Below are 14,886 nucleotides of genomic sequence, written 5' to 3'. Positions count from 1 at the left end.
TCTTGCCTAAGAAAAAATGGCTTCAGCTGCTGCGGCTGCTGCCCCTATGCCTGATGCTCTTTCTGCTGTGCTGGCTGTTGTTCAGTTCGGCGGATTTAAGTACCGATGCCATCGTGGCGGTGCTGCCGAAGAACACGGTGGGCGCCATTGCCGTGATGATGGCGCTGTTTGTGCTGAAGTCTTTGGCAGTTACCTTTCCCATCGCAGTATTCTGGGTGGTTTCCGGGCTGATGTTCCCGCTGCCTCTGGCTCTCTCCGTAAGTCTGGCGGGAACTGTGCTGGGGCTCACTCTGCCCTTCTGGATCGGCAGATTTTCCGGCTTTGGCCTGATGGACCGGTTGACCAAAAAGTATCCAAAGGCCAAAGCCCTGATGAGGCTCTATGAGAACCGGGAATTTTTCTTCTCCTATATCGTCCGTTATCTGCCCCTTCCCATGGATATCGCCAGTATGCTGGTGGGGTCCCTGCAGATTCCCTACCGGAAGTTTTTGACTGGCGGCCTGCTGGGACTTATGCCGCAGATGATTGCCCACACCGTGCTGGGCAGCGCGATTTTCGAGCCGGGTTCTCCGGCTTTTATCGGTTCCCTAGCCGCTATGCTGCTGATAGGGGCCGTCTCCCTGTTCTTCTATGCGCACGAGCTGCGAAAGCAGCCTCGGGATTAGACGTTTCCGCAATGATTTTACGAAACAGTTTGACGTAACTGGTGCGGCATCTTTGTCAAAGCGATAAAGCACAGTTGAAACCCAAGAGGGGGAATTTTATAGAAAACGAGATTGATACTGTGTTTCCCTGTTGTATCAATCTCGTTTTTTGACTTATTCCTTATATGGCATTGCCCCACTGTCGAAATCAAAGTGTGAGGCGGATTCAGCATTTTGGGTATCGTCCACAATGCGGCCATCCTCGATATGGATTCTTCGGTCCGCCAGGCCGATGTATTCTACATCGTGGGTAACAAGGAGAATCGTTTGCTGAAACCGCTCCCTTGACAAGCGAAGCATCTGCATGACTTCTGAACCGGAGCGATGATCGAGATTCCCCGTGGGCTCGTCGGCCAGCAAAATTGCAGGGTGATTCGCCATTGCCCGGGCAATGGCGACCCGCTGCTGCTGGCCGCCAGACAGCTGAGCCGGGTAAGAGTCGCGGCGTTCCCAAAGTCCGAAAGTATTTAACAGCTCTTCCAGATAGGTTCTGTCTGGTTTTGCCCCATCCAAATAGAAGGATAGACAGACGTTGTCCCAAACAGAATACTCGTTGAGCAGATTGAAAGCTTGAAAAACAAAGCCAATACGCCGTCTCCTGAGTTCGGACAGGGACTTATCAGGTAAAATGGAAATATCTTTCCCTTCTAAAAAAATTTTCCCTTTTGTTGGCTTGTCCAAAGTACCGATTAAATTGAGAAGCGTGGTTTTTCCGCTGCCGCTTCGTCCTGTAACAAAGCAGAAAGTACCGGATTCAAAGCTGACAGAAATGTTTCTGAGTGCATGGAACGCTGTTTCCCCCAGCTTATATGTTTTACTGATATGTTCCAGACGGATGAAAGAATTCATAGAATCCCTCTTTTCCTGTTGATTTCTTTCCGGTTATGTTTTCATTTGTTCTATCGGGCTTTTTTTCAGAAGACGCCGCAGGGGGGCAACGGAAAAGAATTCGGTCATGACAAAAGTCAGGATGACAAAAAAACTGAAGCTGCCCCATTGAAATTGAAATGCAGAGGTGGGGAATAAATAATACCGCAGAGGATAAACAAAACCCATCAGTTGTATCTCTTCCGTGATCCAGATGGAATACAGGAGCAGGAGTGCGAAGACGCTGGCGATTGCCCAATATAGAAAACCTTCTAACCAGAAACTGAGCTTGACCTTTTTATCATTGGCTCCCAGCATCTTATAAACTGCAATGCGGCTGCGGTTTTCTTCTATCGTTGCGGAAGATAATGTGCTTAACAGCACTAAAACCATAGCGGAATAAAGGATCAGGAAAAGAAAGGCGAGCGAGATTCCTGTAGCTAAGTTCAGCTTTGTCTCTTCATACTCGATACGAAAATTAAGAAACCTTACGCCCTTGCCCAGTTCTGTCTTGATTCGGCTTATCTGTTTATCTGTTGAAGAATAGTCCGCATTGGCCGAACATTTCACGGTAAGAAAATTATAGCTTTCATCCTCCATGCCGCCGGAAAAGCGATGATAAAACTTGGTTCCGGTAATGATGTCATAGGGGGATTGGGGATAAGGGAAATTGGCGTTTTCCATGGTGAAGCCGCGCAGTATTCCGGCAACCTGAAGGCTGATGGTCTGCCCATGATAAGAAAACTGCAATGTTTGGCCGCATGTTATTGCGGATTCGTCTCTGCGCTTTTTTCCCTGCAAATTCCACTCGGCTGCACTTTCTTTCACACCTTGGGGGAGAATTTCAAATGTTGTCCCTAGGAGACGCTGGGGGTCAAAGCCATAGGAAGTGTCGGCCGCGCTTTTTCCCAGCAGAGAATCCTCCGTATACAGAGGCTGTTGATACAGCGGCGGCAAAAAAATGATGCAGGAACGCCCTTCCAATAGAGCGTCCATGTCAACGCTGTCCTGGCATTCTGCTTCTCTAATAAACCGATCTGCCTCTTCGGCGCCGGCCAGCCCAATTATCCCAATTTCTACCGCACGTGGATCCAGTTTGTATTCCTCCCTTGGTTCTGCGTTTTGATCGGGCTGAATTCCGGCGAGGCCGGACATTTGCTCCTGCAATAACGCCGATTTTCTGCGGTAGGTAAAATCCACCCATTCGTAATAATCGTCTCTTTTTGACTCCAAATTTACGGTGAACTGTTTCCCCTCGGGTGCGCTTAGGTTTGCAGTGGATATTCTGTATTTATAAACCTGGTCCACGCCGTAAATCCCCTGCAATCTATTTGCTTCCTCTTTCTCAAACAGCTTTACCTGGTCGGGTCCTGCCGTTTCGCTTGTGTCAAAAATATAATCGGAGTTGTGCGCAAAACGTTGGGACGCACGATAGGATGCCGTTTGGTTTGACAACCCTTCAAACAGCAAAGCAGAGAAAACCAGCGCGCCGCAGACCGCCAAAATGCTGCATAGAGCGGTGATTGGATGATAAAGGATTCTTGACCACAGCATCTCCTTTATGCCGATACGCCGAATTTTTCTCCTGGATTTGCGCTTCCGGGCCTTCCGCGTTTTTGCTGGACCAGAAGGCAAGAGGCTTATTCGGCTGGCTGTGATTCCTGCAATTGACGCGCCGGCGGCTGCGCACACAAACGAAAGCACAATAGCCGCAAGCATATGCTTCAAAGATAAAGCAAATGCAATTTGATCCTGCAGGAAGCCGGAAGCGAGCCGTACAGCGCCCCATGCGCTAAAAACGCCCAATAGAAAACCCAAGGGAAGGGAAACCAGGGATAAAAGAAGCTCTTCAAAAAATATAACTGCTATGATTATCCTTCGCGATCCTCCGGTCTGCCTTATGGTTCTCCAGGTCACCGAACGGCGGTGTACAGAAGCGTTTATCGCGGTAAGAAACAGGCTGGAACATACCACACAAACAATGAGAATTAAATACATCATCAGCGAATCCAACTGGTCCAATCCACCGTCTGGAAAAGCAGCCCAGTTTTCCTGTAAAGTTGTTTGCCGCAGTTCCCCGTCGTTCAATTTGTCTGCGTCAATCAGTTTTACTTTTAAAAGTTGGATTTTGCCGCCGCTGTTTTTCAGTTCCAACAATTTTTTGCCGCCGGAATCACTTAAGAAAATGGAAGGGAGCTTCGCGGACCAGGAAGAAGATCTGTCCTGAATTGTCCCGCAAAGAGTATACCGTTTTGTCACTGGTTCAGGCGCGATGCCATCTTCTGTGAATAGCGACACGGCAAGCTCCAACTCCTGATTCAGATCATAGGCGTAGCCCATGGAAGAAAGCGCGCCGATTTCCACGGCTGCTTCATTTTCATTTTGGGGCAGCCTCCCCTCAAGGCATACGATGCGTCCAAGCCTGACCGCTTCCAGGTCCGCTGTGCCGACCGTTCCGCCGCTGAGTTCTTCTCCCAATAAGGTCAGAGTCCCCACTGAGCGTATTTTTTCCTGTACGGCAGATCCCGCTGCCCCGCCGCCCTCTGCACTGTCCTCGTAATAGCGGAAAGAGCCATAGGCGTTAAACCTTTGCTCTCTGACGGTTGCCGCAATACAATCGCCCAGGGAAAACACCAGCGCCAGTATCAGAGATACAAATACCATGAGGAAAAAAGAAAGTCGAAAAATTTTTCTGTTGTGCCGTAACTCACGGCAGGCAAAATGCAGCGCAAAACATTTCATGGAAAACCACCTTTCGGAAATAGAAAAGGAGGAGGAAAGTTTGACCGGCCTTAAGTTTTTATTATCATGAAGGAGAGCTGTTTGTCAAGTAGTATAGAAAGTGTTTAAGAGATAAATTTTTATTCAGTGGCTTATTTATTCAATAATGCAATAAATATTACTGTAGTCTCGTTGAACCTTACTTCGATGGAAAGGAAGCCGGAGCTGGAACCTTTTTGGTTCCAGCTCCGGCTTCCTTTATTCCGTTTTTGTCTCCGCCAGATTCGCCCGGTAAAGCCGGGCATAAATGCCGTTTTGGGCCATCAGGTCCTCATGGGCGCCCTCTTCGCAGATGCCGGTTCCATCCAGCACCAGGATACGCTTCGCTCCGCGCACAGTGGAGAGCCTGTGGGCAATCACAAGGGAGGTGCGGTTTTCCGCCAGCTGTTCCAGGGAACGCTGCACCACCCGTTCGCTCTCGTTGTCCAGAGCACTGGTAGCTTCGTCAAAGATCAGCACCGGCGGATCTTTGAGAAAGACTCTGGCAATGGAGAGCCGTTGTTGTTGGCCGCCGGAAAGCTTCACGCCGTGGCTGCCGATATCCGTGTCATAGCCCTGGGGCAGGGCGGTGATGAAGTCGTGGGCATTGGCCCGTTTTGCAGCCTCCACAATTTCCTCCCGGGAGGCATTGGGCCTGCCATAGCCGATATTTTCAGCCACAGTGCCGGAAAAGAGATACACGCTCTGCTGCACTACGCCGATGTTCTGCCGGAGGGAATGCAAGGTAAACTGCTTTACAGAGATTCCGTCCAACCTGATTTCTCCTGCAGTAACGTCATAAAACCGGGGAAGCAGGGAACAGAGGGTGGTTTTGCCCACGCCGGACGCACCTACCAGAGCCACGTATTCCCCAGCGCGGATGCGCAGGTTCAGATCCTGGAGCACAGTGCCTCCGCCCTGATAGCGAAAGTCCACATGGGAAAATTCGATTTCTCCCCGGCATCTGCCCAGCTCCCGTGCACCGGGCTGGTCTTTGATTTCCGGCTCTGTGTCCAGAATCTGCAGAAACCGGTGAAAGCTGGCCATGCCCTCCTGGAATTGCTGGGTCATATGGATTAGTTGCTTGATGGGGTCTGTAAAATAGCTGACATACAGCAGGAATACCACAAGGTCCGCAAGATCCAGGCTGCCCTGCAGAATGGATAGCCCGCCGAAGACCACTACAGCCACAGGAATGAGATTTGCGAAAGCATCCGCGCCGCCGTAACAGACGGCCTCACTGCGGTAGATTTCCTTCCGGCTTTTACAGAAGCGTTGGTTTTCCTCTGCAAATTTTTCTGTTTCCAGCGCTTCGTTCCCAAAGGACTGCACCACCCGAATACCCGAAAGGGAGTCCTCCGTCCGGGCGTTGACGTCGCTCATCCGTTCCCGGCTTCTGCGCATGGCCCGGCCCATCTTTCGGTTAAAAATCAGGGTATAGACTGTCATAACGGGCAGGAATGCCAAAATAAGCAGGGTCAGCTTCCAGTGAATGGTGAAAAGGATGAGGGATGCCCCCACAAATTTGATGAGGTTCACCACAATGTCCTCGGGGCAGTGATGGAAAAATTCTGTAAGCGAGAGGGAGTCGCCGGTGATGCGGGCCATGAGGTCGCCCACGCTGTGGTCGTCGTAATAGGAGAAGGAGAGACGCTGGCAATGTTCGAAGAGCTCGGCGCGCATATCCCGCTCCATCATAGCCCCCATGGCATGGCCCTTGTAGTCGGTAAAGTAGGCGCAGCCCGCCTGCAGCAAGATGAGCAGGAGCATGATCAGGCCTGCCTGAAGGATTTTACCCGCGGCCAGGGTGAGGTCGCCCTCCAGCACATTTTTGGTGATGTAGCGCGCTCCCAGCGGGAGCAGCAGGGCGATGCCGGAAACGGCGCCTGCGCAGAGCAGGTCCGCGCAGAAAAGGCCCAGATAGGGCCAGTAGAATGATACAAATTTATGGAACTTACCGTTCAAAATCGATTCCTCCGTAATATTGGGAGGAGAAAATCAGAGGATTCTGCTCCTCCCGGTCTTTTGATTGCCTATTTTCGTAGTGATGGTTTTCATTCAGTAATCTTCCTTTCTTCCCGGCGCAGCCGGGTCATTTGCGGTTACTGTAGCACATTTTCCGAAAAAAAGCAATCAGGAGGATAAGAACGGCGCTGGATGCTTTAAAAAATTTTGGAGATTCGGCGCGAAACATCAGTCAAACGCGGCGCTGAAACTCCTGTAATCATTGGCGGACATGTTCATGGTGGCCTTAAAGACGCGGTTGAAATAACGGACGTTCACATACCCCACCCGCTCGGCGATTTCTCCCACCTTCAGGCTTGTGTCCTTCAGCAGGTGCTTTGCCTCATGGATACGCTTGTCCGTGAGCAGCTGGGTAAAGTTTTTCCCTGTGTATTCTTTGATCAGCCGGCTGACATAGGAGGGATTCCGGCCCACATGACGGGAGGCCTCACTGAGGCCGATAGGCTCGCTATAGTGGGTATTGATGAACTCCCGTACGCTGGTAACAACCACGTTGCTGCGGCTCTGAAATTCCGTGGAGATTAGCTCGCAGACCTGTGAGAGCCAGGAGCGAAGCTCTTCGGTGCAGCCCTCCAGCTTGTCCCCGTGCAGCCGTGGCAGGATTTCATTGGTCAGGGAAAGCACCTTGCTGGCCTCCAGTTCCAGCTCATGAAGCAGGAAGGAGACGTTGGAGACGAGCAGCAGGTATGAGGTAAGAATATATTCGGCAGGGTTTCCCTGAAGGCCCCTGGCAAGCTGGTCGAATTGGCGCAGCACAGCCCGGGAATTGCCGGAGCGCACCGTGGAGGAAAGCTCCTGAATGGCGCTTTCCGTCTCCCAGCGTTCCTGATCCGATTCCATGATGTCCTCGAAGAAGACAAATTCCGTCCGGCCACTCTCCTGCAGGTATTCCAGGCACTCTGAGGTCTGCCTGCGCAGGTTTTGAATATTGGACAGGGTGGAGGATACCTGACTGATTCCGGCGGACATGATGCCAAGAAAATTCTTGCGCGCATAGGAGTGTACCCCGCTGAGCAGGGCAAGCAGGGCCTCGCTGTCCGCAAAGCGGTCCGTTTCCCTGACTTCCCACAGGAAAAATACCAGGTTCCCGAACACATAGGTGACCGTTTTCGGCAACAATTCCTGGATGTATTTTTCCACCAGATAGGTACAGTAATACTGTCCCTCCATCCGGCTGCCGTCAATGGCGGTACCGCAGCTGACAGCTACCAGCCGGTAGGCGTCGAAATCGAACTGAAACAGCTCCCGCTGTTCGTCCGCGTCCTTGACGGAGGTGCGGCGGAACAGCAGGCTTTCGATATACTGTTTTCGGATGGTCTCCAGATTGCTGGAGAAATATTCCTGGAACACGGCGTAAAGACGTTCGTGTTTCTCATGCAGCTCCAGTTTTTTCTGGGCCCGCAGGACGGAGGCTACCAGCTTATCAGCCTCCACAGGCTTGAGAATATAATCGAACACCCGGCTTTTGATGGCTGCCTGGGCGTATTCGAAATCGGAATAACCGGTGATCAGAATCACCGGCGTATTGGGGTGAGCCTCGTTGATATAGGCTGCCAGCTCCAAGCCTGTTTTGGTGGGCATACGGATGTCGCTAAGAACGATGTCGGGTTCCTTTTCATCCACGATTTTCATAGCGTCGATGGCATTAGCTGCCAAATAGTATTCCCGTACCGGCAGATGGGCGTTCTCCAGCACGGAACGGATTTTGTCCCGGAGCAGTGCCTCGTCGTCTACAATGAGAATGGTCAAGGTGCTATGCCTCCTTTTTGGATATCGTCATTTGTGAGCTTGGGCAGGCGGATTGTGACACTGGAGCCGCCCGCGGGAATATTTTTGATGGCGAGCCCATACTCTTTGCCATACATCAGCTGAATGCGGGACTGGATGTTCTGAAGGCCGATGCTTTCCCGGCTGAACTGTTCCTCAGCCTCCTGAGAAGACTGCCTGCTTTCAATGAGATCGATCACGTTTTGGGGAATCCCCTTGCCGTTATCCTTAACGGTAAAGGTGATTGCGTCCTCTTCCTCTCTGCCGAAAAGGCCAATCATCCCTTTTCCCAGCAGCTCGGAGATGCCGTGAACGATGGAGTTCTCCAGCAGCGGCTGGATAATGAGCTTTGGCATATAGTAATCCATCATGCTCTCAGGAATTTCACTGAGGAAAAGCAGTTTGTCCCCATAGCGGATTTTCTCGATATACATATATTGTTCCGTGTAGGACAAATTCTCCCGCACGGTGAGGATTTCCGCGCCCTTAATACTCATGCGCATGATGCTGGCCAGGGCCGTCACAGTCTTTTTGATGTCATCGGGCCGGTTCATTTCCACCAGGCCGTTGATGCAGTCGAGAGTGTTGTAGAGAAAATGGGGGTTGATCTGAGCCTGAAAAGCCTTAATTTCCGCACTCTTAAGCAGCAGCTCCTTGGAATATACAGTGTCGATCAGATTGTCGATACGCCCCATCATTTCATTATAGACCTCAGCCAGGTCCCTGAATTCATCGTTGCTGTCCACCCGGATGAGGGCGTGCTGTTTGGGATCGCTCGTACGGCTGATCTTTTTCTGAAAGCGCTCAAACTGTCGTGAAATGGTCAGAGAAACGCCGAAGATTACCAGCACTACCAGGATGATGGAGAACAACACCAGCCCCACCTGCAGGAAGGTGAGCCGATAGATGTTGCGGTAGAGCTTGCTCTCGTTGATCACCAGGAACACTTCCCAGTCGTTGGTGCCGGAGGAGGTGTGTCGGATGCGGAAATTGCTGCCGCTCACCTTGAGCTTTTCGGTACCGGGCGTCACGGCCTCGATGATCTCCTTGTCGAAGGGGGAAGAGTTGAAGACGATGCTGCCCTCTGTGTTGACGATCACCAGGGTTGGCTCCGCGCCCCTGTCCCAGGAGGCAGAAGAGGAAAGATTGTCGAGAAAGCCCAGGTTAAAATCGATCATCAGGGTACCCAGCTCATCGTCGGCCACCGGGTCCTTAATCAGCCGGGTAAGGGTGACAAGGCCCTTCTGCAGCTTTTCATAAGTAAACAGCATTCCGCCGTCCAGCTCGCGGGCTATATCCTCATGCTGGTTGATGCGGCCTGTAAAGTCGCCGTGGATCAGGCGGCTGTCCATTTTCCAGACATAATAATCGTCGTTGATGGTTTTGACGGAGATGCTCTCCACATTCACATCATAGTTGATGATCATGCTGTACATATCACGGCGGACATCGGTTTCCATCTCGTCCAGCTTCGTGTCGTCCAGCGTGTTTTTGGGAACCTTCAGTTTTTTCTGTACATTGGAATCAAACATGAAAATCTCCGTTTCCATACGCAGCTTATCCAGATAGGTATCCACCAGCTGTACCTTCTGGTTCATGCTGATATCGGCCTGCTGGTTGACGATGGACTGCGTCTCCCGGAAGGAGATGAAATATACTGTGAGCAAAAAGATCAAAAAGGTGAGCAGGATAACCGGTACCAAGGTGACTAAAAGCTTATTCTTAATGGTAAACCGGTTCAAAAAGCGGATCCAAAAACCTGGAGTTTTTTTTTCTTTTTTCACGCCGGAACTTCCTTTCCCGGACACCGCCCACGGCAGGTTCCGCCCTGACATACGCGGTCCCTTATACCTGAAAAGCAGGTTGGCCTTACTCGCTAGGGACGGATTGTTCAAATGTACTAATTAATCATATAGGGGGATGGGGAAAATGTCAAGACAAGTCAAAGGTAAAAAAAAGTGCATCGAACCTCAAATTTTATGCCCTAGGCAAAAACACTATAAGAGACTAAAATAACATTGTAGAGTTTGTCATTTTGGACAATAAAACAAGAAAGCAGAAAGGATGAGGACAATTATGAAAGCAAGAAAGCTCTTTGCGCTGGTACTTGCAGGCGCGCTGATGGTAAGTTCGTTTGCCGCTTGCGGCAACAGCAATTCCAGCAGCACGGCAAGCAAGACCGAGTCCAAAACGGAATCCAGCAAAGCGGAGTCCAGTTCGGCTGAGTCCACTCCGGCCAGCACCGGCGGGGAGAAGGAAAAGTCCGACGCAAAGCTCAACATCTGGGTGTATGGCTGGGAGAAAGCCAGCGCCGACAAGATCAAGGAAGACACGGCTGCCTATAAGGAAGAGACCGGCGTTGAGGTCACTGTAACACCCATCGCTTCCGATTCCTACAGCACCAAGATTCAGGCTACCATAGCCGGCGGTAATAACCCCGACTTGGCGTTTGTGGATGCCGGCGTACAGAGCACGCAGCTGGCTGCCAAAGGCAAGCTGCTGGGACTCAATCAGTTCGGCGTGGAAGAGTACAAGGATAAGTTCTACGATTCCGTATGGGATACCATGGTCTATAAAGACGACGTTTACGGCCTGCGTATCACTTCCAACAACCTGGCTCTGTTCTATAACAAGGAGCTCTTTGAGAAGGCCGGTTTGGAAGAGCCCAAGGATTGGACTTGGGATGATCTGCGCGAAGCCGCCAAGAAGCTGACTGATCCTGACAACGGCATCTTTGGACTGGATCTGCCTGTCTATGACAAAAAGGGCGGTTACACCTGGAACTGGCTTCCCTTCCTGTGGCAGAATGGCGGTGAGCTTCTGAATGAAGACCGCACCGAGGCCGTGTTCAATTCTCCGGAAGGCGTGGAAGCACTGAAATTCTGGAAGACCATGGTTCAGGAAGACAAGAGTGTGCCGCTGCAGGCTGCTCCCACAGGCGTCAACCGTTTTACCTCCGGTATCACCGCTATGGTAATCGATGGCCCCTGGAACCTCAATCCGTTCCTCAGCGATCCCAATTTCAAGGATAAGTTTGGCGTAGCTCCCCTGCCGAAGCAGAAGACCCAGGCAACCGTTGTCGGCGGCGAAGGCGTGGTTGCGTTCAGCAACACCAAGTATCCGCAGGAGGCTTATGACTATCTGGTTCACCTGACCTGCTCCGACTTCGTACATACTTTCTGGGAAAACTGGATCACCATTCCTCCCCAGCCGGCAGAAAAGGATTTCTATGCCGACGACGAGACGTACGGCAAGTATCTCCAGGTCTTCTCCGATCAGATGGAGTACTCCAGAACCCGTCCCTTCACTCCCTCTTGGCCTCAGATCGAGGATACTCTCGGTATTGACCTGCAGGGTTATATGTTCAACAAGACCGACGACGCTCAGGCCTCTCTCGACAAGGCTGTAGAGGACGTCAATAAGATCTTGGCCGAAGAGGACAAATAAAAGCCGTTTTACGGCTTGAGTCCGGAAAGTTTTGAAAAGAAAAGCGGGCGGCGGCTTCTCCCTCAGTCGGGACGCCGCGGCCCCTTCTTTTTTTGAAACGGAATACTGAAAGAGAGGGAGGCAGGACTTTATGGAACAGGCCAAAACTTCGAGCCGTCTGCAGCGCAGATGGAATTTCTGGGGATATCTCTTCATCCTCCCCAATTTTCTCGGATTTCTGCTGTTCATGCTGGTGCCCATCATTATGGCGCTGGTTTTCAGCTTTACGAACTATGACGTTATCTCCCAAATGGACTTCGTCGGCATCAACAACTATGTGGGTTTGTTTACAGACGACCAGTTCATCACTTCGCTGCTCAACACCCTTTGGTTTGCTGTGCTTACCGTGCCCACCGGCGTGATTCTGGCCCTGCTGCTGGCAGTGCTGTTTAACCGCCAGATCAGGGGCATCAGCATTTTCCGTACCTTTGTGTTTATCCCGGTCATCACCTCCATGGTAGCAGTCTCTCTGGTTTGGAGCATGCTGTATGAGGATAATGCCGGCCTGCTCAACACACTTCTGGGATATGTGGGGCTGGGTCCCGTGCACTGGCTGACCGACACCAACATAGCCATGATCTCCATTGCGATTATGAGCGTCTGGAAGGGCCTGGGCTACAACATGACCATTTTCCTGGCAGGCCTGCAGGGCGTGCCGGGCGAACTGTATGAGGCGGCCACCATCGACGGCGCTACCGCAAGGCAGAAGTTCATGAAGATCACTGTTCCGATGATCGCGCCCACCACCTATTTCGTCACATTGATGGCCCTGATCGGTTCGCTGCAGGTGTTCGATCAGGTGTGGATTATGACTCAGGGCGGGCCTGTGGACGCCACCAAGACGGTTGCCATGTACCTGTACCAGTATGGCTTCCAGTTCTACAAAATGGGCTATGCCTGCGCGGCTGCCTATGTCCTGTTTATCCTGGTGTTTATTGTTTCTCTGATTCAGAACATCAGCTCGAAAAAATGGGGAGATCTAGCATAAAGGAGGGAAAAGTGATGGCTAAGGTTCAGACCGACGCTTTGATTCAAAAGAAAAAAACGCCCGGTTTTATTGTGCGGCGTGTTTTGCTCTATGTCGTGCTAATTGTGATTGGGCTGACCATGCTGGTTCCTTTCCTCTGGATGATCTCCACCTCTTTGAAGGAACAGTATGACGCAGTGAAAATCCCGCCCGTGTGGATTCCCCCGGTACCCCGGTGGCAGAACTATGTGGATATCTTCACGGAGCAGCCCATGTTCCAGTTCATGCTCAACACCATTAAGATTGTGTTCTTTGTGGTGCTCGGCCAATTGTTTTTCAGCAGCCTGGCGGCATATTCCTTCGCCCGTATCAGATTTAAGGGCCGCACGGTGATGTTCTTCTTCTACATTGCCACGCTGATGGTACCCGGACAGGTCACCATGATTCCTACTTACCTGATGTTTGCGAAGGTTGGCCTTGTGGATAACCACATTGCCCTGATCCTGCCGGCGTTCTTCTCCGCTTTCGGTGTGTTCCTGCTGCGGCAGTTCTTCATGTCCCTGCCGAAAGAGCTGGAGGAGGCCGCGGAGATAGACGGCTGCAACCCCTTCACCACCTATTGGCGCATTATGCTGCCGCTGATCGTTCCCGCCATGCTGACGCTGGGCGTATTTACCCTGATGAATACCTGGAACGATTACATGGGACCGTTGATTTACCTCACCACTCCGGAAAAATACACGATGACCTTGGGAATTGCGTATTTCAAGGGTGTGTATACCACGCAGTGGAACCTGGTGATGGCGGGATCAGTGCTCTCCGTGATCCCAATCCTGGTCGCGTATCTGTGCGCACAGAAATATTTTGTGGAAGGCATTGCGTTCAGCGGTGTGAAAGGCTGAGTTTTCAGCCTTCTCCTCCGGTTCCGGCCGGGACATGAACGGGCTGGAACACGCAGGGCAGGTCCGAAAAATGGTTACCGTTTTTCGGACCTGTTTTTCAGACTGCGGGGAAACCTTGACCGGAAAACGCGTTCTCTTCTATCCGGTGAAGAAAATTTATTTGGGAAGAAAAGGCGGGCCTTCCCGCGGGCATGACAGTTGCCGGCCGCTTCCCACAGGAAAGAGAGGTTCCTATATGAGTGAAGAACTCAAACAGCTGACTGAGCTTTCCCGAGAACTGCTGGAAGGCTGCAAAAAGACTGCGTCGGACGGCACAGTACTCTTTACCCCGGACGGCGTGGGAAATTACGATGCCCTCTGGGTGAGGGATCTCGGCTATATGGCGGAATACTGCGGAGATCTGATGGGCGCGAAAGCGCTGGAGGCCTGCATCGAATTTGTTCTGACAGGTCAAAGGGAGGACGGTTGGTTCCCGGACCGGGTGGAATCCAGCGGTGAACCGGTCTACGCAGCGGGGGCAAAAGGCGCGCCGGTAGGGGAGGCAAACTTGGACAATACCCCCTTCCTGGTGTTTGCCGTGTACAGCTATCTGCGGCTTCCGGAGGTGGAAGCCTCTGGTGAGGGAAAGCGGAAATTTTTCCGCTGGGCTGAAGCGTTGGACAGAGGGATGGACTGTATTCCCTTGAGCGGGGAAGGGCTTTTGTGGAACGATCCCACCCGTCCTCATTCCCCCTATGGCTTTACCGACACTGTCTGCAAGACCGGCCGGCTGTTCTTTGAATCCTTGCTCTATTGGAGGGCCTGCCGCCAACTTGCCGAGCTCTGCCGCGGGTTTGGAGACTTAAAGGATCGAGCAGGAGAATACGATTTACGTGCTGAACGCATCGAGCGGGAAATTGTCCGTCTTTATGATGAAGAGAGCGGACTGTTCTTTGCAGCGGAGCAGGACTGCCGCCAGTTGGACGTGTGGGGTGCGGCCTATCTGCTCTATATCGGGTTCCCTGTGGAGGAACAGGTGAAAAAAGGCCTGGAAGACTGGCTTGCAACACATCGGGACCGCTATCTCTATCATGGACAGGTCTGCCACCTGCCGGATGGGGAACCCTGGGAAAAGCTGCTGATCTATGTGGCTCCCGGAGAGTACCAAAACGGGGCCTATTGGGCCACGGCAAGCGGGTGGATCTGGTATGTACTGAAAGGATTGGACCCTGAAGCGGCAGAAAACATGCTGCGGGAGCTGCTTACAGATTTTCAGGAGGGCGGCATCTGCGAATGCGTAAACTGTGGATACCGAAAACTTCCGGAATTTGTGGTGAGCGCCGTAAATGTGCGGGGCGCTGTGCTCCGCTGGGAACAGGAAAATGGCTAGGTAAGCGCTGATACACTCCTGCGGATGGATTTTAGGATT

General features: G+C 51.9%; 10 protein-coding genes. 5 read left to right on the top strand and 5 right to left on the bottom strand.

Features of this window, described 5'->3' with window-relative positions:
* The first annotated feature begins 2 nt into the window (after positions 1-2).
* Complete coding sequence (locus BN3911_RS07605) at positions 3-665, top strand: TVP38/TMEM64 family protein (protein WP_066863560.1); 663 nt, start codon at positions 3-5, stop codon at positions 663-665.
* Positions 666-818: 153 nt separating this feature from the next.
* Here the strand turns inward: BN3911_RS07605 and BN3911_RS07600 are convergent, their stop codons facing one another.
* The 5 genes from BN3911_RS07600 to BN3911_RS07580 form a co-directional block, all read right to left on the bottom strand.
* Positions 819-1,553: an ABC transporter ATP-binding protein gene (locus BN3911_RS07600; protein WP_066863557.1), complete on the bottom strand. Its 735-nt coding sequence runs from the start codon at positions 1,551-1,553 to the stop codon at positions 819-821.
* 33 nt (positions 1,554-1,586) lie between these two features.
* Positions 1,587-4,313 carry an ABC transporter permease gene (locus BN3911_RS07595; protein ID WP_066863555.1) on the bottom strand — a complete coding sequence of 909 codons (2,727 nt, stop codon included), beginning with the start codon at positions 4,311-4,313 and terminating at the stop codon, positions 1,587-1,589.
* A gap of 237 nt (positions 4,314-4,550) precedes the next feature.
* Entirely contained in the window at positions 4,551-6,296 is a 1,746-nt protein-coding gene (locus BN3911_RS07590) for an ABC transporter ATP-binding protein (protein ID WP_066863552.1), read from the bottom strand.
* Between the two features lie 228 nt (positions 6,297-6,524).
* Complete coding sequence (locus BN3911_RS07585; protein WP_066863549.1) at positions 6,525-8,105, bottom strand: response regulator transcription factor; 1,581 nt, start codon at positions 8,103-8,105, stop codon at positions 6,525-6,527.
* Positions 8,102-9,907, bottom strand: coding sequence for a sensor histidine kinase (locus BN3911_RS07580; protein ID WP_066863546.1), 1,806 nt, complete (start codon positions 9,905-9,907; stop codon positions 8,102-8,104). The genes BN3911_RS07585 and BN3911_RS07580 overlap by 4 nt, the downstream gene beginning before the upstream one ends.
* Positions 9,908-10,199: 292 nt before the next feature.
* On the opposite strand from BN3911_RS07580, the gene BN3911_RS07575 reads away from it, so the two are divergent.
* The 4 genes from BN3911_RS07575 (at position 10,200) to BN3911_RS07560 (ending at position 14,847) form a co-directional block, all read left to right on the top strand.
* The gene (locus BN3911_RS07575; RefSeq protein WP_066863543.1) at positions 10,200-11,570 is read left to right on the top strand and encodes an ABC transporter substrate-binding protein; all 1,371 of its coding nucleotides are present in this window, start codon (positions 10,200-10,202) and stop codon (positions 11,568-11,570) included.
* Between the two features lie 130 nt (positions 11,571-11,700).
* Entirely contained in the window at positions 11,701-12,597 is an 897-nt protein-coding gene (locus BN3911_RS07570; RefSeq protein WP_066863540.1) for a carbohydrate ABC transporter permease, read from the top strand.
* A gap of 14 nt (positions 12,598-12,611) precedes the next feature.
* Complete coding sequence (locus tag BN3911_RS07565) at positions 12,612-13,478, top strand: carbohydrate ABC transporter permease (RefSeq protein ID WP_066863538.1); 867 nt, start codon at positions 12,612-12,614, stop codon at positions 13,476-13,478.
* 235 nt (positions 13,479-13,713) lie between these two features.
* Entirely contained in the window at positions 13,714-14,847 is a 1,134-nt protein-coding gene (locus BN3911_RS07560) for a glucosidase family protein (RefSeq protein WP_147578547.1), read from the top strand.
* The last annotated feature ends 39 nt before the right edge of the window (positions 14,848-14,886 follow it).

The organism is Neglectibacter timonensis (genome assembly GCF_900048895.1).
Classification (GTDB): Bacteria; Bacillota; Clostridia; order Oscillospirales; family Acutalibacteraceae; genus Acutalibacter; species Acutalibacter timonensis.
The sequence above is the reverse complement of the archived record's forward strand: the minus strand, read 5'-3'. Positions and strand labels throughout refer to the sequence as shown.

Coding starts and splice junctions, on each gene's coding strand:
- BN3911_RS07600 (WP_066863557.1), bottom strand. CDS start 1,553: ATGAATTCTTTCATCCGTCTGGAACATATCAGTAAAACATATAAGCTG.
- BN3911_RS07570 (WP_066863540.1), top strand. CDS start 11,701: ATGGAACAGGCCAAAACTTCGAGCCGTCTGCAGCGCAGATGGAATTTC.
- BN3911_RS07575 (WP_066863543.1), top strand. CDS start 10,200: ATGAAAGCAAGAAAGCTCTTTGCGCTGGTACTTGCAGGCGCGCTGATG.
- BN3911_RS07560 (WP_147578547.1), top strand. CDS start 13,714: ATGAGTGAAGAACTCAAACAGCTGACTGAGCTTTCCCGAGAACTGCTG.
- BN3911_RS07595 (WP_066863555.1), bottom strand. CDS start 4,313: ATGAAATGTTTTGCGCTGCATTTTGCCTGCCGTGAGTTACGGCACAAC.
- BN3911_RS07565 (WP_066863538.1), top strand. CDS start 12,612: ATGGCTAAGGTTCAGACCGACGCTTTGATTCAAAAGAAAAAAACGCCC.